At 67.9% G+C, this 17,527-nt stretch carries 15 protein-coding genes and 2 tRNA genes; 9 read left to right on the top strand and 8 right to left on the bottom strand.

What is annotated here, in order from left to right:
* Positions 1-65: 65 nt before the first annotated feature.
* The 5 genes from dnaG to CVM50_RS03630 form a co-directional block, all read right to left on the bottom strand.
* On the bottom strand, positions 66-2,057 hold the full coding sequence (dnaG, locus tag CVM50_RS03650; RefSeq protein WP_085886067.1) for a DNA primase: 1,992 nt from the start codon (positions 2,055-2,057) through the stop codon (positions 66-68).
* Positions 2,058-2,131: 74 nt separating this feature from the next.
* The gene (locus CVM50_RS03645) at positions 2,132-2,686 is read right to left on the bottom strand and encodes a sarcosine oxidase subunit gamma (protein ID WP_232618140.1); all 555 of its coding nucleotides are present in this window, start codon (positions 2,684-2,686) and stop codon (positions 2,132-2,134) included.
* Positions 2,679-5,612: a sarcosine oxidase subunit alpha family protein gene (locus CVM50_RS03640; protein ID WP_085886068.1), complete on the bottom strand. Its 2,934-nt coding sequence runs from the start codon at positions 5,610-5,612 to the stop codon at positions 2,679-2,681. Before CVM50_RS03640 ends, CVM50_RS03645 begins: the two co-directional genes overlap by 8 nt.
* On the bottom strand, positions 5,609-5,866 hold the full coding sequence (locus tag CVM50_RS03635; RefSeq protein WP_085886069.1) for a sarcosine oxidase subunit delta: 258 nt from the start codon (positions 5,864-5,866) through the stop codon (positions 5,609-5,611). Before CVM50_RS03635 ends, CVM50_RS03640 begins: the two co-directional genes overlap by 4 nt.
* A 39-nt stretch (positions 5,867-5,905) precedes the next feature.
* Positions 5,906-7,159: a sarcosine oxidase subunit beta family protein gene (locus tag CVM50_RS03630; RefSeq protein ID WP_085886070.1), complete on the bottom strand. Its 1,254-nt coding sequence runs from the start codon at positions 7,157-7,159 to the stop codon at positions 5,906-5,908.
* Positions 7,160-7,360: 201 nt separating this feature from the next.
* Between CVM50_RS03630 and CVM50_RS03625 the strand changes: the two genes are divergently transcribed.
* Positions 7,361-7,852 (top strand): hypothetical protein, encoded by a 492-nt coding sequence (locus tag CVM50_RS03625; RefSeq protein ID WP_085886071.1) that lies wholly within the window; start codon positions 7,361-7,363, stop codon positions 7,850-7,852.
* A gap of 46 nt (positions 7,853-7,898) precedes the next feature.
* On the opposite strand, the gene CVM50_RS03620 is transcribed toward CVM50_RS03625, so the two are convergent.
* Entirely contained in the window at positions 7,899-9,329 is a 1,431-nt protein-coding gene (locus tag CVM50_RS03620) for a Glu/Leu/Phe/Val family dehydrogenase (RefSeq protein ID WP_085886072.1), read from the bottom strand.
* A gap of 338 nt (positions 9,330-9,667) precedes the next feature.
* Between CVM50_RS03620 and CVM50_RS03615 the strand changes: the two genes are divergently transcribed.
* The 3 genes from CVM50_RS03615 to CVM50_RS03605 are packed head-to-tail and all read left to right on the top strand — an operon-like array spanning position 9,668 to position 12,197.
* Positions 9,668-11,083 carry a Tad domain-containing protein gene (locus tag CVM50_RS03615; RefSeq protein ID WP_085886073.1) on the top strand — a complete coding sequence of 472 codons (1,416 nt, stop codon included), beginning with the start codon at positions 9,668-9,670 and terminating at the stop codon, positions 11,081-11,083.
* Between the two features lie 2 nt (positions 11,084-11,085).
* Positions 11,086-11,640, top strand: coding sequence for a TadE/TadG family type IV pilus assembly protein (locus CVM50_RS03610; RefSeq protein ID WP_085886074.1), 555 nt, complete (start codon positions 11,086-11,088; stop codon positions 11,638-11,640).
* Positions 11,637-12,197: a TadE/TadG family type IV pilus assembly protein gene (locus tag CVM50_RS03605; protein ID WP_085886075.1), complete on the top strand. Its 561-nt coding sequence runs from the start codon at positions 11,637-11,639 to the stop codon at positions 12,195-12,197. Before CVM50_RS03610 ends, CVM50_RS03605 begins: the two co-directional genes overlap by 4 nt.
* Positions 12,198-12,252: 55 nt before the next feature.
* Here the strand turns inward: CVM50_RS03605 and CVM50_RS03600 are convergent, their stop codons facing one another.
* Complete coding sequence (locus CVM50_RS03600; protein ID WP_085886076.1) at positions 12,253-12,750, bottom strand: hypothetical protein; 498 nt, start codon at positions 12,748-12,750, stop codon at positions 12,253-12,255.
* A gap of 95 nt (positions 12,751-12,845) precedes the next feature.
* On the bottom strand, positions 12,846-13,433 hold the full coding sequence (locus CVM50_RS03595; RefSeq protein WP_085886077.1) for a TetR/AcrR family transcriptional regulator: 588 nt from the start codon (positions 13,431-13,433) through the stop codon (positions 12,846-12,848).
* A 139-nt stretch (positions 13,434-13,572) separates the two neighbouring features.
* Between CVM50_RS03595 and CVM50_RS03590 the strand changes: the two genes are divergently transcribed.
* The 5 genes from CVM50_RS03590 (at position 13,573) to CVM50_RS03570 (ending at position 17,511) form a co-directional block, all read left to right on the top strand.
* Positions 13,573-13,854 carry a hypothetical protein gene (locus CVM50_RS03590; protein WP_085886078.1) on the top strand — a complete coding sequence of 94 codons (282 nt, stop codon included), beginning with the start codon at positions 13,573-13,575 and terminating at the stop codon, positions 13,852-13,854.
* 133 nt (positions 13,855-13,987) lie between these two features.
* Positions 13,988-15,289, top strand: a complete 1,302-nt coding sequence (locus CVM50_RS03585) for a homoserine dehydrogenase (RefSeq protein WP_085886079.1) — start codon at positions 13,988-13,990, stop codon at positions 15,287-15,289.
* A 95-nt stretch (positions 15,290-15,384) separates the two neighbouring features.
* Positions 15,385-17,130 carry a single-stranded-DNA-specific exonuclease RecJ gene (gene recJ, locus CVM50_RS03580; RefSeq protein ID WP_085886080.1) on the top strand — a complete coding sequence of 582 codons (1,746 nt, stop codon included), beginning with the start codon at positions 15,385-15,387 and terminating at the stop codon, positions 17,128-17,130.
* 127 nt (positions 17,131-17,257) lie between these two features.
* Positions 17,258-17,332, top strand: a tRNA-Glu gene (locus tag CVM50_RS03575).
* A gap of 104 nt (positions 17,333-17,436) precedes the next feature.
* Positions 17,437-17,511: transfer RNA gene (locus CVM50_RS03570), tRNA-Glu, on the top strand.
* The last annotated feature ends 16 nt before the right edge of the window (positions 17,512-17,527 follow it).

Below are 17,527 nucleotides of genomic sequence, written 5' to 3'. Positions count from 1 at the left end.
TTCGCACACCCGTTTACCCTGTTTTTCTTGAGGGTCCCTGTCATTTCACCTGATTCGCCCCTGGTTCAGCCGTTGCGGCGGGGCTTGTCGAAGCGAATCGTCTGCATCAGCGCATCCAAGGCGCTGCGTTCATCCCGGTTGATCGGGGCCCCATTGTCTCCAACGTCGTATTCGGCCGTGTCCTCCTGCAGGCCGCGAAGCGCCGAGTGGCTGGTGCGGGCAGCATCGCCCAGGCGCCAGGTCACCGCTTCGTCCTCCATCGTTTCAATATCCTGCGTGGCCTCTTCAACCTCGTCCCTGAGCGCCCGCACGGCCTGGAGCTTGGCGAATTCCTCGCCCAGTGTCATCCGGGCCTGCTCCTCGTCGCCGGGGTGACGGACCGGCGGACAGAGGGCCACATGGGTCCGCCCGAGCAATTCGTCAAGGGCCGGCGCACCGAGCGCCTCGGTCAGTTTTTCGGAAAGATTTTCCGCCCCTTCACCGGCATGGGCCAGAATCAGGTCGCGGAGCCGGGCATGAGTCTCATCCCGGCAATCCATTCTCAGAAGCTGCCCCTCGAACTCATCCGCCACCCCGGGGGTGACGCAGAGAGAGGCCAGGATCACCGCCTCGCGCAGGTATTCCGTCGCGTCGATGTCCTGTCCGGCCAACAGGCTGGCCTTGGTGCTGGGCATGGGCACCGCCGGCTGGAACCGCGCGTTGCGGCCGAAACCACCCTTGCCGCGGGCCGGGCTGAACCCACCGCCACCGCTGCCCTTGCCGGAGAAGCGGGCCGGGCGGAACAGCTCCCGCGTCTTCTCGCGCAGCGCCTGGTCATAGTGATAGCGCAACCCTTCGTCCGGGATCTGGGCGGTGGCATTGCGCAGCGCGCGGTCCAGTGCCGCGCGACGGTCGGGACTGTCGAAGGTCTTACCCTCGGTCTCGCGGCTCCACAGCAGATCCACCAGCGGCAGAGCGCTGTCCAGCAACGCCTGCATCCCTTCGCGCCCCTTGGCCTTCAGCACCTCGTCGGGGTCCTGCCCCTCGGGCATCAGGGCGAAGCGCACGGAATGGCCGACGTTCAGCTTCGGCAGGGCCAGGTCCATCACCTTGCGCGCCGCCCGCAGGCCCGCCGTGTCGCCGTCCAGCGCGATCAGCGGCTCGGGCGCGATGCGCCACAGCATGTCCAGCTGATGCTCGGTCACCGCCGTGCCCAGGGGCGCCACCGCGCCGCCGAACCCGGCCTCCGACAGGGCGATCACGTCCATGTAGCCTTCGGCCACGATCAGCGGCTGGCCCTTACCCACGGCCTCGCGCGCAGGCCCATGGTTGTAAAGGGTGCGCCCCTTGTCGAAGAGCACAGTTTCCGGCGAGTTCAGGTATTTCGCGTTGTCATTCGGATCCATGGCCCGGCCGCCGAAGGCGATGCAGCGGCCACGGGTGTCGCGGATCGGGAACATGATGCGGTTGCGGAAGGTGTCATAGGGCTTGCCGCCCTTGTTCGACGGCTTGGCCAGGCCACAGGCCAGGATATCGTCAGGCTTCACACCTTTACCAATCAGGTGATCCCACAGGCCCTGCCAGGCATCCGGCGCGAATCCGAGGTTCCAGCGCCCCCGCGCGGCCTCGTCCAGGCCCCGTTTCGGCAGGTAGGCAGAGGCATCCCGCCCGCCCCCGCCGCGCAGCGACATCGCGAAGAACTTCACCGCCTCTTCCATCACGTCGGTCAGCGAGGCGCGCTTCTCGGCCTTCTTCGCCGCCTGCGGATCGCGTTCGGGCAGCGGCATGCCGGCCTCGCGGGCGAGGATCTCGATCGCCTCCATGAACTCCACGTTCTCGGTCTTGCGCACGAAGGAGATGGCGTCGCCTTTTTCGTGGCAGCCGAAGCAGTAGTAGAATCCCTTGCGGTCATCGACGTGGAAGGAGGCGGTCTTCTCGTGGTGGAAGGGGCACGGCGCCCACATATCCCCCTTGGACGGAATGGATTTCCGATTGTCCCACAGCACCTTGCGCCCGACCACCTGGGTCAGGGAGATGCGGTTGCGAAGTTCGTCGAGGAAAGAAGGGTCCAGCTTCATGGCCGGAATATCGTCTCTGCGCGCGGCGGAGTCCAGATGCCCCGAGGGACAGCACCACGCCACGCGCCCGTTGTTCAGACCATGCCGCGTGCCGCGACCGCCTCCAGCGCCGCGCGCAGCTCATGCAGCAGCGTTTCCGCCATGGAGCGGAAGACCATCACACGGAAGCCATCCGGGCCGGTGCGGGTGACCGAGGCGGCCATGTGGGCCAGCTCTGTCCGGGCGGTGGCTCCTGGCGCGAAGGCCCGCGCGCGCAGGTCCAGCGGGCAGAGCCGCGCCAGCACGTCGCGCGCCGCCGGCCCCTCCAGCAGGACCGTGGCCCAGGCGTCAGACTGATCCGTCAGGGTGGCGGCCTCCGCCAGGCCGGGCGCGGGGGCCGGGCCGACCAGCAGGTACTGCCCCATGCCGAACCACAGGCATTCGGCCTGCTCCGCATGTTCGACCGCGCCGGGCGCGGGCAGGCCCAGCCCATGCTGCGCCATCAGCGCCTCGGCCAGGGGCCCCGCATCGGGGCCGGGCATCAGCGCCGTCAGGCGGCGCATCGGCAGAACCTCGATCCGGGTGCCGGCCAGGGTGGTCACGACGCCCTGCGGCAGGGCGTTCTGGGCGATCAGGGTCAGCTCAGGCACGGGGTCTCTCCCCTTCCGGGTCCAGGAAACAGGGCTCACAAACCTCGCAGAGCGTCACGACGCCGCGCAGGTGATCCACCATGCGGATCCGCTCTCCGATCCGGTCGGGGCCGGATTTCAGGAAGCCGAGCGCCACGGTATGCCCCAGGGTCGGCGAAAAGGCGGTGGAGGTGACATAGCCCTGGGCGCTCTCGCGCACCGCCTCGTCGCCTTCGTTGAAGAGGAAAGCGCCGGCCGGGATCATCTGCACCGCGCCGACAGGGCGCAGGCCGACCAGCCGTTCGCGGTCCTCGGCCAACAGCCCGGGACGCGACGCCCCCGCCTGGCCGATGAAGGCCTTCTTGCGCGACATCATCCGATCCAGCCCCAGGTCGAAGGCCGTGGTGCGCCCGTGCAGCTCGGCATGGGTCAGCAGCCCCTTCTCGATCCGCAGCACGTTCAGCGCCTCCATCCCGTAGGCGCCGCCACCCCGCGCCTCGGCCCGTTTGACCAGCTGGGTGAACAGGCTTTCGCCGTAGCGCGCAGGCAACGCAAGCTCATAGGCCAGTTCACCGGAGAAGGAGATGCGGAAGAGCCGTCCCCCGACATCGCCGATGGTGACCGGCATCCAGCCCATGAAGGGCAGCACGTCGGACCCCAGATCGCGGCCCAGCACCTCCTCCAGCAAGGCGCGGGACTGCGGCCCGGCAACGGCGAACTGCGCCCATTGTTCGGTCACCGAGATCAGGCGCACGTCCCAGTCGGGGCGCAGCACCTGGGCGGCGAATTCCAGGTGGCCCATCACCTCGCCCGCCGCCGCGGTGGTGGTGGTCATCAGGTAATGCTGCGGGCCGAGGCGCGCGGTGGTGCCATCGTCCATCACATGCCCATCCTCGCGCAGCATCAGGCCATAGCGCACCCGCCCCTCCTTCAGCGTGGAGAAGGTGTTGGCATAGACGAAGTCGAGGAAGGCACCCGCGTCGCGCCCCTGGATGTCGATCTTGCCCAGGGTCGACACATCGGCGATGCCCACCGACTGGCGCACCATGCTCACCTCGCGGTCGCAGCTCTGGCGCCAGGTCTTTTCGCCCGCGCGGGGGAAATAGCTGGGACGATACCACAGGCCCGCCTCGATCATCGGCGCGTTCATCGCCAGACTGCGGCCATGGCTGGTGGTCAGCCGTTCCGGGGCAAATCCCCTGCCCTTGCCCCCCGCGCCCATGGCGGCGATTGGCACCGGCACGTAAGGCGGGCGATAGGTGGTAATGCCGGTCTGGGCCACGTCGCGGCCCGTCGCGTCGCCCAGCACCGCCATGGCCGACAGGTTCGAGGTCTTGCCCTGGTCCGGCGCCATCCCCTGCGTGGTGTAACGCTTCATATGCTCGACCGAGCGGAAGTTCTCGGAGGCCGCCGTGCGCACATCCTTGACCGTCACGTCATTGGCCAGGTCCAGCCAGGCGCGACCCTTGCCGGGGACATGCCACAGGGCCTTCACGCTGTAGGGCGCGCCCTCGGCCTCCGGCACCTTCTGGTGGGGCACTGCATGGCCCATTTCCTCCAGCGCGCGGGCGGCCGCTGCGCGGCCCGACTCCAGCGCCTCCCAGGTCGGGAAGTGCCCAGCCGCGCCGCCCGCCGGGATCAGCCCCGGCATGCCTTCGGGCGCGGGCAGGAAGGAGGCGATGCCCTCGTCCCAAACCGGTCGCCCGTTCAGGTGACAGGTCAGGTGCAGCGAGGGGTTCCAGCCGCCGGAGACCGCCAGGCAGTCGCTTTGCAGCTTCACCTCGCCCTTGTGGGTGCGCAGCGACACCGTTTCCAGCCCCATGCGCCCGGTCACGCGGCTGACCACGGCACCGGGGTAGAACGGCAGGTCGAGGTCCGTCGTCGCCTCGTGCCGCGCGTCGATCAGGCCGGCCACATGAACGCCTGCGGCCAGCAGGTCGCGGGCGGTGCGATGCGCGTCGTCGTTGTTGCCGAAGACGGTGACCGAACTGCCCGGCGCCACGGCATAGCGGTTCACGTAGGCCCGCAAGGCGCTGGACAGCATGACGCCGGGCCGGTCGTTGTCCTGGAAGGCCACCGGACGCTCCAGCGCCCCGGCGGCCAGCACGGCGCGTTTCGCCACGATCCGCCAGAAGCAATCTACAGGCAGTGGTCCGGGACGGTGTTGCAGGTGCCGACCCACCCGTTCCAGCGCGCCATAGGTGCCGCCGTCATAGACGCCGGTGACGGTGGTCCGGGTCATGATCCGCACGTTGGGCATCGCCTCCAGCCGCGCCACGGCCTCGGCGGCCCAGTCGGGCGCGGCCATGCCGTCCACGTCCTCGGTGGAGGACAGAAGGCTGCCGCCCGGGGTTCGGTCCTCGTCACACAGGATCACGTCGACCCCGGCCTCGCCTGCCTGCAAAGCGGCCATCAGACCGGCGGGCCCCGCGCCGATCACCAGCAGGTCGCAATGAGCGAAGGCCTTTTCGTTGGCATCCGGGTCGGCCTGCCCCGACAGGGCGCCCAGTCCGGCGGCGCGACGGATCACCGGCTCATACAGCTTTTCCCAGAAGGCCTTCGGCCACATGAAGGTCTTGTAGTAAAACCCCGCGCCGAGGAAGTCGGCGACAAGGTCGTTCACCTCCATCACGTCCCAGTCCAGCGAGGGCCAGCGGTTCTGGCTGCGCGCCTCAAGGCCGGCAAACAGCTCCTGCATGGTGGCGCGCACGTTGGGTTCAGCCCGCGCCCCTGCGCCCAGGATCACCAGGGCGTTCGGTTCCTCGCTGCCGGCGCTGAAGATGCCGCGCGGGCGGTGGTACTTGAAACTGCGCCCCACGACCTTCAGCCCGTTCGCCATCAGGGCCGAGGCCAGGGTATCGCCGTGGTAGCCGGAGTAGGCCACGCCGTCGAAGCGGAAGTCGAGCGGGCGCGAGCGGTCGATCTGCCCGCCGGTGGAAAGCCTCATGCCCCGCCCCCCTTGGCCAGTGCGCTGCCCAGCACCTCATGGGTGCGGGTGTCGCGTGTCACCAGCAAGACCGCCGCGCAGCCCGTCGAATGGGCCCAGTATTCGCGGCTTTCGCCCGCCGGGTTGTCGCGCAGGTGGATGTAGTCGTGCCAGTCGTCGCCCCAGGCCTCCCCCTCGGGGCGGGCCAGGGCCGCGCCGCGATAGGTGAATTCCCGCAGGTCGCGTTCGCCGCACAGGGGACAGGTCAGTCTCATGCCGCGCTCCTCTTTCCCGGGCGGATCGGTGCCGGGCCGTCAGTGTAGGTTGTGTTGCGCACCGGTGCCCTCTTCGTCCATCAGGCCCACGCCGTCGCGGAACCGGTCCAGCCGGAAGCCCGTGGCGCTGTCATGCGGCCGGTCGGTGGCCAGCAGATGCGCCAAGGCGTAGCCGGAGCCCGGCACCGCCTTGAACCCGCCGTAGCACCAGCCGCAATCGAGGTAGAGACCGCCGATGTCGGTCCGGTCGATGATGGGGGATCCGTCGGGGGTCATGTCCATGATGCCCCCCCAGCTGCGCAGCACCCGTGCCTTGCCAATCATCGGCATCAGGGCCATTCCGGCCTCCATCACATGCTCCGCCGTGGGCAGGTTGCCGCGCTGCGCATAGGACGGGTACATGTCCAGGTCGCCGCCGAAGACCAGCCCGCCCTTGTCCGACTGGCTGATGTAGAAATGCCCCATGCCGAAGGTCACCACGTTGTCGAGAACGGGCTTCAGCCCCTCGGTCACGAAGGCCTGCAGGATGTGGCTTTCGATCGGCAGGCGCATCCCGGCCATGGCCGCCACCTGGCCCGAGCGCCCGGCGGTGACGATGGCCACCTTGCGCGCCCGGATCGCCCCGCGTGAGGTCTGCACGCCGGTCACCTGCCCGCCTTCGACGTCGATCCCCGTCACCTCGCAGTTCTGGATCAGGTCGACACCGCGATCAGAGGCGCCACGGGCAAAGCCCCAGGCCACCGCATCGTGCCGCGCCGTGCCGCCGCGCCGGTGGTAGAGGCCGCCGTAGATCGGGAACCGCCCCTGGTCGTAATCGAGGTAAGGAAGCAGGCGGCGCACGCCCTCGCGGTCCAGCAGTTCCGCATCGTCGCCCTGGTTGATCATCGCATTGCCACGCCGCGCCGCCGCATCGCGTTGCCCGTCGGAATGGAACAGGTTGATGAGGCCGCGCTGCGAATGCATCACGTTGTAGTTCAGCTCCTGCTCCAGCCCTTCCCAGAGTTTCAGGGAATGGGAATAGAACTCGGAATTGCCGGGCAGGAAGTAGTTGGCGCGCACGATGGTGGTGTTGCGCCCGACGTTGCCGCCGCCGAGATAGCCTTTCTCCAGAACCGCGACGTTGCGCAGCCCGTGTTCCTTGGCGAGATAGAAGGCCGTCGCCAGACCGTGGCCGCCTCCGCCAATGATGACGATGTCATAGGCCGGTTTCGGCGCCGGGTCGCGCCAGTGCGGCCCCCACCCCCGATTGCCGGTGAGTCCCTCCTTCAGGACACGCAGCCCGGAAAACCGCATCTCTCGCTCCTTCTTACGTCGGGCCGAGCTAAGCCGCTTCGGGGCGCTGGTGCAATCCGCCGCGCGAAATTGCTGAATTTTTCGTCAAACTCCGCCGGTCCGCCGCCTAATCGCATCTCCTTTCTGCACTGCGGAAAGCGCAGAGATGACAAGCCGTCACGCCGTTGACACACTTCGTGTGACGGGCTGGGGGATGTTCGGATGACGTGCCGTATTCTGGTTTACTGCGACGATGGGGCCACCCTGAAGATCGGGGAGGAACTGGCCTGGGCTCTGGGCGCGCAGTTGCATGAGATCGAGGCGAGCGCCGGCGAGGACGGCGTCTGGTCTCGAATGAAATCCGGGCTTTTCGCCCTTTTCTCCGGGGCCCTGACCGTCGACGTGCCCGACCAGCCCTGGGACCGCAGCGACCTGCTGATCCTCGGCGCACCGGTCTGGCAGGGACGCGGGGCACGCCCCCTGCGGCAATGGCTTGAGACCCGCCCGGATCTGCCCGAGCGCGTGGCCTTCGTACTGACCTCCAACGGCAGCCAATACCCGGCCGAGGCGGTCGAGGATCTGACCGCCCTGACCGGGCGCAAGCCCGTCGCCGTCCTGCATCTGGGACGGCCGGAGCTGACCAGCGGCACCTGGAAAGGCCCGGTGGAGCATTTCCTGGACCAATGCGTGGTCCGCTACCGCCAGTCTGCCTGATCACTGGCCGCCTGATCCCTGGCAGCCTGACCGCCGTCCGCGCGGCTCACAGCCCCTTGGCGCGATAGGCAGCGGCCACGCGGTTGATCGACACCAGGAAGCCCGCCGTGCGCAGGTCCTCCACGTCCGACCGCTCGTGCCACAGCTCCCGCATGGACTGGAACGCCCCGCGCATCGTGTCGTCGAGGCCCGAGCGCACCAGCTCCAGCTCCCCCGCGCCCTTCAGGTATTTCTCCTTGAAGCCGGGCGACAGCTGCCAGCCGATGCCGGTGTCGGCCGACAGCCGCTCCAGTTCGTCCACGATCAGCTGGTGCCGCGCCTCTTCCTGGCGCCGCTGCATCCGGCCGAAGCGGATATGGCTGAGGTTCTTCACCCATTCGAAGTAGGAGACGGTGACACCGCCGGCATTGGCATAGAGATCGGGGATGATCACGGTGCCCTTCTGCCGAAGCACCTCGTCGGCGCCGAAGGTGATGGGGCCGTTGGCCGCCTCGATGATCATCTTGGCGCGGATCCGTTCGGCGTTGGACAGGTTGATGACCCCTTCCAGCGCGGCAGGGATCAGGATGTCGCAATCCTCCTCCAGCAGGCTGGCGCCCTCCTCGACGTACTGCGCGTGGGGGAACCCGGCGACACCGCCGTGGGTGCCGATCCAATCGTGCACCGCGCGCACGTCCAGTCCGTCCTCGGAATAGAGCGCGCCGTCGCGCTCGATCACCGCGATGATCTTCGCGCCATCCTCGTCCTGCAGGAAATGCGCCGCGTGGAAGCCCACGTTGCCCAGCCCCTGGACGATCACCCGCTTGCCGTCCAGCGACCCGGCGAGGCCCGCGCGCTGCACGTCCAGCGGTTCGCGGAAGAACTCGCGCAGGGCATATTGCACGCCCCGCCCCGTCGCCTCTACCCGGCCCGCGATACCGCCCGCGTTCAGCGGCTTGCCGGTGACGCAGGCCTTGGAGTTGATGTCGGTGGTGTTCATCCGGGCGTATTGATCGGCCATCCAGGCCATCTCACGCTCGCCCGTGCCCATGTCGGGGGCGGGCACGTTCTGAGCGGGGTTGATCATGTCCCGCTTGATCAGCTCATAGGCGAAGCGGCGGGTGATCAGCTCCAGCTCATGTTCGTCGTACTCGCGCGGATCGATGCAGAGCCCGCCCTTGGAGCCGCCGAAGGGCGCCTCGACCAGCGCGCACTTGAAGGTCATCAGCGCCGCCAGCGCCTCCACCTCGTCCTGATCGACATTGGGCGCATAGCGGATGCCGCCCTTCACCGGCTCCATGTGTTCGGAATGCACCGAGCGATACCCGGTGAAGGTCTGAAGCTGGCCGCGCAGGCGCACGCCGAAGCGCACGGTGTAGGTCGCGTTGCAAACCCGGATCTTCTCCTCCAGCCCCGGGGGCAGATCCATCAGCGCGACGGCGCGGTTGAACATCAGGTCCACGCTGCGGCGGAAACCCGGCTCCTTGATCGGTTGCATGACGCTCCTCCCATGATTGCCGTGCCCGGGAGCCAAGGCCCCCGGTAGGCACCAATCTGACGCCCAACGATGATCCGTCAATTAATAACGTGCCTCCGCGCTACCAGTTTTCTGCCGCGCGGATCCGGCACCCCAACGGCATGGCCCAGTGCCTTTCCGGGCCGAGGCGCGTTCTGAAGGCGATGCGCCCGCCCCGCTCCCCTTCGGCTCCCTTGCACACCAAAGGGCCCGAATGGCCTGCAGGATCCCCAATACCGCCCAATTTCCGCCGTTTTCCACGCCTAGGAGAATAAGGACTCAAAGCGCCACCCCATAAGGCGCGGGTAGGGAAATTGACCATGATCGACCTTGCGACATCGCTTTGCGACAGCCGCGTCGCGGCACGACTGCGCCGAAGGCTGCGTTCCTTCGGGCGCTCCGAATCGGGTGCAATGATCCCGCTTGTCGTGTTCTTCCTGCTGGTCACGCTTCTTCTGGGCGGCATGGGCGTCGATTTCATGCGCCACGAGTACGAACGTGCCAAGCTCCAGTCGACCCTGGACCGGGCCGTGCTGGCCGCGGCCAACACCAAGAACGATCTCGACCCCGAAGAGGTGGTGCGCGACTATTTCGCCAAGGCCGGCATGAGCGACTACCTGCAATCGGTGACCGTCGACGCCGGTCACGGCTACCGCACCGTTTCGGCCGTCGCCAAGAACCCGATGCAGACCCGCTTCCTGGCCGCCGTGGGCCAGCCCACCATCGACGTGAACGTCGGCGGCACGGCCGAGGAATCCATCGGTGATGCCGAGGTGTCCCTGGTGCTCGACATCTCCGGCTCCATGCGGTCGAACCAGCGGATCTCGCGGATGCGTGACGCGGCCAAGGAATTCGTCGACACCGTGATTTCCGAGGACACCCTTGGTACCGTGTCGCTTTCGATCGTGCCCTACACCAGCCAGGTGAACGCCGGTCCCGAGATCCTCAGCCGTCTCAACGTGCTGCAGTTGCAGGGCTATTCCCATTGCATGGAATTCAACTCGGCCGACTTCGACACGACGGAGATCTCCCCGACCAGCTTCCATATCCAGTTCCCGCATTTCTCCGTCGGCTCGTACAGCAGCAGCGGTCTGATCAGTGACCCCGGCTGCCCGCAGGAGAGCTATGAGCGGATCACGCCCTTCAGCCAGAACGCCACGGCGCTGAAGGACCAGATCAGCGACATGCGCCCGCGCCAGAACACCTCGATCCACCTGGGCATGAAATGGGCCGCCGGCCTGCTCGACCCGGCCTTCCAGCCGGTGATCGCCGACATGGTTGACGACGGGCTGGTTGATCAGGACTTCGACGGGCGCCCCCAGAATTGGGGCGCGGGCGCCCTGAAGACCATCGTGCTGATGACCGACGGCGTGAACGTGCGGACCCGCCGCCTGAAGCCGGAGGTCTACGAGACGCCTGACATGCGGGCCTTCTGGGCCCGCAACCCGCTGTTCAACGTGACCAACGACATGGACTACAGGCTCGACGATTACTTCTACGAAGACGCCTACACCTACAATCAGGGCAACACCTACCTGCAACGCGTCTGTGACGCGGCCAAGGAAAAGGGCGTCATCATCTGGACCATCGGCTTCGAGGTCTCGAACAACGGCGCCAACGAGATGGAGGAATGCGCCTCTTCGCCCGCGCACTTCTACCGAGTCGAAGGTCTGGAGATCCAGGAGGCCTTCGCCTCCATCGCCCGCCAGCTCAACGCGCTGCACCTGACGAACTGAGAATGGCCCGCCCCTCCCATATCCTGCGGCGCCTGCGCCTGAACCTCCGCCGCTTCCGCCGGCGCGAGGACGGCAACGTGACGGTCGAGTTCGTCATCCTGTTCCCGATCTTCGTGACCATGTTCATGTCGACGGTCGAACTGGGCATGCTGACCGTGCGGCAAACACTGCTGGAACAGGGGCTCAACCTGGTGGTGCGCGACCTGCAGATCGGCCTGACCGAAGACGTGGACCACGACACGATCAAGGAGCTGATCTGCGACTACTCGGGCGGCTACCTGCCCGATTGCGACAATGCGCTGAAGCTGGAGATGATGCCGATCGACCTGCGGTCCTATTCGACGCTGCCCGAAGGCCTGGACTGCGTCGACCGCGCCGAGGAGGTAAACCCGGTGCGCACCTTCACCAATGGTCAGGCCAACGAGCTGATGCTGCTGCGCGCCTGCCTGAAGTTCACGCCGATCTTCCCCAATGCCGGCCTGGGCCGCAACTTCGGCAAGGATGCCAACGGGGACGCTGTGATGTACGCCATTTCCGCCTATGTGAACGAACCATGAAGCCGGGGCTGCGCGCATATCTTCGCCGTTTCCGGCGCGACGAGGACGGGGTCGTCACCGTCGAGTTCCTGATCATGTTCCCGCTGGTCGTCTGGACCTATGTGGCGATGTTCGTCTTCTTCGACATGTACCGCGTGAACACCCAGCACCAGAAGGCCGCCTACGTGATCTCGGACATGCTCGCGCGCGAGACCGAGAACATCACGCCGACCTATATCGACAACACCAAGAAGCTGTTCGATTACCTCATGGCGGTCGAACGCGACAATGCCGTGCGCGTCAGTTCGATCAAGTACAACGCGGATCGGGAACGCTACGAAGTGGTCTGGTCTCGGGCCCGGGGCGACAAGCAGAGCCTGACGACCACGGATGTATCCGACTGGGACGACCGCCTGCCGATGGTTGCCGACATGGATGAGCTGATCCTGGTCGAGACCTGGTATACGTACAAGATGAGCTTCTCGATCCTCGAATTGAACGACATCAACCTGCATAGCTTCGTCTACACGCGCCCGCGGTTCGCGCCCGTGCTGAGGTACGCCGACACCAACTCGTGAAGGGTCCGCATCCGGCGGCAAAGCACGCCCTCAGCCGTCGCCCGGTTGGCCGGCGCTAGTCCGCCTCGCCGTCCCGCTGCGCCAGGATCAGCGCCAGGGTATCCGCCATCTGCTTGGCCTCGGCGCCATGCACCAGCCCTCCGACGCCCAGACGGCGCCCGAACTGCCAGTAGAGCCCGGGACGGAAGCGGCGCCGCCCCGGCGTCTTCAGCCGCAGCAGGAAACCGTTCGACGGCTTGAAGGCGAAAAGGCCGCGATCCACCGCCGCGATATCCTCCATCGCCGCCAGCATCTCGCCCGAGCTGTCGCGCAGGCCCGCTTCGGTCAACTCCAGCCGCAGCTGCGTCGCGCGGTAGAGGCGCCAGGTCACGAAGCTTTCCGCAGCCGCCAGGGCCAGCAGCAGCAGGCGCATCCCGAAGGGTGCGGGCTGCGGCGACAGGGCCAGCCAGGCCAGGGCCACCGCCAGGGCGCCGGTGACCAGAAGACCGACATACTTGCGCCCCGCGCCGACGGCGAGGCTGGCCAGGACCGGGCTTTGCTGGGATGGCTCCACGTGGGTTTTCCTCTTTGCAGCTGTTTCACCGCTTCTACGCGGCTTACAGCCCGTTGACGACCCGGTTTCCGGCTCGTTTTCCAGCCCCGCCCGGCTCAGGCCGCCACCATGCGGCGGACCATGCCCCAGTAGACTTCCTCGACCTGCCCCAGGCTCAGCCGGCCCGTTTCCCGGAACCAGGTGTTCACCCCCGTCAGCATGGCGATGATCGCCATGGTCGCCATGCGCGCATCCTCCACCTGCATGACGCCCGCAGCCGCGCCGCGCTCCAGGATGGCACTCAGCCGGGCCTCGTAGTCTTGGCGCTGCGCCTCCAGCAGGGCAAAGTTTTCGGGGCTGAGGTTGCGCAGCTCCATGTAGGAGATGAAGACCTGCTCGGGCCGGGCCGCGTGGTGGCGGATGTGAAAGCGGGTGAAGGCTTCCAGCGCCGGCAGCGGCTCCGCCGGGATCTCGGCCGCCTCCACCGCCTCCAGCAGCTCGGCCATGTGTTCCGACAGAAGGCGGAACAGCAGGGTCTGCTTGTCGGGGATGTGATTGTAGAGCCCGCCGACCTGCACGCCGATCTCGGCGGCGATCTGGCGCATGGAGACGGCAGCATAGCCATGGCGCGCAAAAAGTTGCAGCGCCGCCTGGCGCAGCCGGGCGCCAGTGTCGGCGGCAGTGGATCCGACGGTTCGGGTCATGCCCCCTTCTACCCCGCCGTGCGGACCCGGCAAGGAAAAACCGGGCCACGGAGGCTCCGGGCGCCCGGCGCGACGGCAAAGCCGCCCGCGCCCGCAGCCGAGACTTGCCAAGACAGGCGCCCTGGGGCACTTCTTGGCCATGACCCGTCGTCCCGCTGCCCTCCCCCGCTGCCTGCTGACCGCCACCGCGGCGGTCCTGCTCGTCTCCGCCACGGCCTGCACCCGCACCCCGGATGTTGCCCGCCAGGAGGCGGCGGTCGCGGATCAGCCCTACCCCGACCTGATGGCCACGGCAGAACTGCTGGCCCAGGCGCCCGAGGCCGCGGAACCCCAGAGCAACCCCGAGGCGGCGCTGGCCGCCCGCGCCGCCCTGCTGCGCCGCCGCGCCGACGCCCTGCGCGCTCGGGAATTCGACACCTGACATCGCCTCCGCCGTCCGTGTGGACCCCGACAGGGCCTGTCTGGGCCGACAGGCGCAGAGTCGCGTTGCAAGGTCACCGCGAAGGCGGTAGGCCCTTGCAGCAATAGCCTTGCACGAATTCTGGAGAGACCACATGAGCGACAGCTTGCGCCCTCAACCCCTGCGACTGGGGATTGCCGGCCTCGGCACCGTCGGCATCGGCGTGTTGAAGATCCTGCGCAAGGAGGCCGCGATGCTGACCGCCCGCACCGGGCGCGAGATCACCGTTACCGCCGTTTCCGCCCGCAACCGCAGCAAGGACCGCGGCGTGTCGCTGGACGACTACGCCTGGGAAGACGATCCCGTCGCCCTGGCACAGCGCGATGACGTGGACATCTTCGTGGAACTGATGGGCGGCTCCGACGGGCCCGCCAAGGCCGCGACCGAAGCGGCGCTGGCCGCCGGCAAGGACGTGGTGACCGCCAACAAGGCGATGCTGGCGATCCACGGCCAGGAACTGGCCGAGACGGCCGAGGCCGCGGGCCGCGTGATCCGCTTCGAAGCCGCCGTTGCGGGCGGCATCCCGGTGGTCAAGGCCCTGACCGAAGGCCTGGCAGGCAACAACATCACCCGCGTCATGGGCGTGATGAACGGCACCTGCAACTACATCCTGACGCGGATGGAGGCGACCGGCTCGGGCTACAACACCCTCTTCGAGGAGGCCAACAAGCTGGGCTACCTGGAGGCCGATCCGAACCTCGACGTGGGCGGCATCGACGCGGGCCACAAGCTGGCGCTGCTGGCCTCGGTGGCCTTCGGCACCCGCGTCGCCTTCGACAAGATGGAGCTGGAGGGTATCCAGCGCATCACCCTGGACGACATCCGCGCCGCCGCCGACATGGGCTTCAAGATCAAGCTTCTGGGGGTCAGCCAGATGACCGGCCGCGGGCTGGAACAGCGCATGGCGCCCTGCCTGGTGCCCGCCAGCAGCCCCCTGGGCCAGCTGGACGGCGGCACCAACATGGTCGTGCTGGAAGGCGACGCCGTGGGCCAGATCGTGCTGCGCGGCGCGGGCGCGGGCGAAGGCCCGACCGCCTCGGCCGTGCTATCAGACATCTGCGACGTGGCGCGCGGCTTCCGCCTGCCTGTCTTCGGCCAGCCGGCCGGGACCCTGCGCGAAGTCGACGGCGCCCAGTCCAACACGCCCGCCCCCTACTACCTGCGCCTGACGCTGCAGGACAAACCGGGCGCGCTGGCCAAGGTGGCCTCGGTCCTGGGCGAATCCGGCGTCTCGATCCATCGCATGCGCCAGTACGATCACGAAGGTGCCGGCGCGCCGGTGCTGATCGTCACCCACAAGACCCAGCGCGCGGCATTGGACCTGGCGATCACCGGAATGGCCGGCACCGGCGTGGTCGAGGGCGAACCGGTCGCCCTGCGTATCGAAACCGTCTGACCCGCCCCTGCGCCGGGACCGACACCGGGGCGCGGGGCACTGCCCGCCCCGGTGACCAGGCGCAGGGCGCCACCTCCGCTGCGGAAGGCCAGGACATGGATTTTCTCGACGTCTCACGCTCCCTCACCGGCCGCCGCTGGGTCGGCCCGGGGCCGGAGATCGAACGCCTGTCCGAAGCCATCGTGCAGACCGATCACCTGCCCGATCCGCTGGCCCGCGTGCTGGCGCGCCGCGGCGTCGAACCCGGCCAGACCGAGGCCTTCCTCGACCCGAAACTGGGCGCGCTGCTGCCCGATCCGCGCAGCCTGCAGGACATGGAAACCGCCGCCGCCCGCTTCCTGCGCGCGGTGAAGGGCGGCGAACGCATCGCCATCTTCGCCGACTACGACGTCGACGGCGGCTCTTCCGCCGCCCTGCTGATCGACTGGCTGCGCGCCATGGGCCGACAGGCGACCCTCTACATTCCCGATCGCATCGACGAGGGCTATGGCCCCAACGTGCCTGCCATGCAGGAGCTGGGACGCAATCACGACCTGATCCTCTGCGTCGACTGCGGCACGCTCAGCCACGACCCTGTCGCAGCCGCGGGATGTGACGTGGTGATCCTCGACCACCACCTGGGCGGTGAAACCCTGCCCGACTGCGTGGCCGTGGTGAACCCCAACCGACAGGATGAGGACGGGGCGCTGGCGCATCTCTGTGCCGCCGCCGTGGTCTTCCTGATGCTGGTGGAGGCCAACCGCCAGATGCGCGCGGACGGAACGGCGGGGCCGGACCTGATGGGGATGCTGGACCTTGTGGCCCTGGCCACCGTGGCCGACGTGGCCCCCCTGCTGGGGGTGAACCGCGCGCTGGTGCGCCAGGGGCTGAAGATCATGGCGCGGCGCGAAAGGCCCGGGCTGGTCGCCCTGTCCGACGTGGCGCGCCTGACCACGGCGCCGGCGGCCTATCACCTGGGCTTCCTGCTAGGTCCCCGGGTCAACGCCGGCGGCCGCATCGGGGCCGCAGACCTGGGCGCGCGCCTCCTGGCCACCGACAACCCGCTGGAGGCCAAGGCCATGGCCGAACGTCTCGACGCGCTGAACGCCGAACGGCGCGAAATCGAGGCCGAGGTGCGCGCCTACGCCATGGCCCAGGCCGAGGCGCGCGGGCTGGACGCCCCGCTGGTCTGGGCCGCGGGAGAGGGCTGGCACCCCGGCGTCGTCGGCATCGTCGCCTCGCGCCTGAAGGAGGCCACCAACCGCCCCGCCGTCGTCATCGGCTTCGACGGGGACGAGGGCAAGGGCTCGGGCCGCTCGGTCTCCGGCGTCGATCTGGGGGCCTCGATCCAGAAACTGGCCGCCGAAGGGCTGCTGGTGAAGGGCGGCGGGCACAAGATGGCGGCGGGCCTGACCGTGACGCGCGAGCAGCTGGAACCGGCCATGGCGCGGCTGACCGAGCTTTTGGAGAAGCAGGGCGCGGGCACTGCCGGCCCGGCGGACCTGAAGGTCGACGGCCTGCTGATGCCCGGCGCCGCGACCCCGGAACTGGTGGCCCAGTTGGAGGCCGCCGGCCCCTACGGCGCCGCCGCCCCTGCCCCCCGCTTTGCCTTCCCCGCGCAACGGATCTCCTTCGCCAAGCGGGTCGGGGAAAACCACCTGAAGATCGCCTTTTCCGACGGCATGGGCGGCCGGATCGAGGCGATCAGCTTCGGCGCCTTTGACGGCCCGCTGGGTCCGGCGCTGGAGTCCCACGGCGGCCAGAGCTTCCACCTGGCCGGCCGGCTGGAGATCAACGACTGGGGTGGCCGCCGCAGCGTGCAGCTGCGCCTGGAAGACGCCGCGCCCGCCTCGGAAAAATAAATCAAGACAGGGACTTGCGGCGCAGATCGCGCGGTGGCGGCGGGCGGTCCAAAAAAGTCACTTGCAGGTGAAAAAACCCCTTGCAGTGGGACACGCCATTTCATAGAAACCGCCTCACGCCAAGCGCGGCCCGTTCGTCTATCGGTTAGGACGCCAGGTTTTCAACCTGGAAAGAGGGGTTCGATTCCCCTACGGGCTACCACCCTCCGCCCCTCTTCGCAGAAAGAGGTCACGTCGGAATAAGGTGGCACAGCAGCGACTTGTGCGACATAGGTTCGTAGCGTCCCGCGCCCTGAACCGTCCCGTGGCCCGTTCGTCTATCGGTTAGGACGCCAGGTTTTCAACCTGGAAAGAGGGGTTCGATTCCCCTACGGGCTACCACCCTCCGCCCCTCTTC

It is taken from the genome of Pseudooceanicola marinus, from assembly GCF_002786295.1.
Taxonomy (GTDB): domain Bacteria; phylum Pseudomonadota; class Alphaproteobacteria; order Rhodobacterales; family Rhodobacteraceae; genus Pseudooceanicola; species Pseudooceanicola marinus.
Note: the sequence above shows the minus strand (reverse complement) of the source record. Positions and strands in the feature narration are given on the sequence as shown.

Coding starts and splice junctions, on each gene's coding strand:
- dnaG (WP_085886067.1), bottom strand. CDS start 2,057: ATGAAGCTGGACCCTTCTTTCCTCGACGAACTTCGCAACCGCATCTCC.
- CVM50_RS03640 (WP_085886068.1), bottom strand. CDS start 5,612: ATGAGGCTTTCCACCGGCGGGCAGATCGACCGCTCGCGCCCGCTCGAC.
- CVM50_RS03635 (WP_085886069.1), bottom strand. CDS start 5,866: ATGAGACTGACCTGTCCCCTGTGCGGCGAACGCGACCTGCGGGAATTC.
- CVM50_RS03630 (WP_085886070.1), bottom strand. CDS start 7,159: ATGCGGTTTTCCGGGCTGCGTGTCCTGAAGGAGGGACTCACCGGCAAT.
- CVM50_RS03625 (WP_085886071.1), top strand. CDS start 7,361: ATGACGTGCCGTATTCTGGTTTACTGCGACGATGGGGCCACCCTGAAG.
- CVM50_RS03620 (WP_085886072.1), bottom strand. CDS start 9,329: ATGCAACCGATCAAGGAGCCGGGTTTCCGCCGCAGCGTGGACCTGATG.
- CVM50_RS03615 (WP_085886073.1), top strand. CDS start 9,668: ATGATCGACCTTGCGACATCGCTTTGCGACAGCCGCGTCGCGGCACGA.
- CVM50_RS03610 (WP_085886074.1), top strand. CDS start 11,086: ATGGCCCGCCCCTCCCATATCCTGCGGCGCCTGCGCCTGAACCTCCGC.
- CVM50_RS03605 (WP_085886075.1), top strand. CDS start 11,637: ATGAAGCCGGGGCTGCGCGCATATCTTCGCCGTTTCCGGCGCGACGAG.
- CVM50_RS03595 (WP_085886077.1), bottom strand. CDS start 13,433: ATGACCCGAACCGTCGGATCCACTGCCGCCGACACTGGCGCCCGGCTG.
- CVM50_RS03590 (WP_085886078.1), top strand. CDS start 13,573: ATGACCCGTCGTCCCGCTGCCCTCCCCCGCTGCCTGCTGACCGCCACC.
- CVM50_RS03585 (WP_085886079.1), top strand. CDS start 13,988: ATGAGCGACAGCTTGCGCCCTCAACCCCTGCGACTGGGGATTGCCGGC.
- recJ (WP_085886080.1), top strand. CDS start 15,385: ATGGATTTTCTCGACGTCTCACGCTCCCTCACCGGCCGCCGCTGGGTC.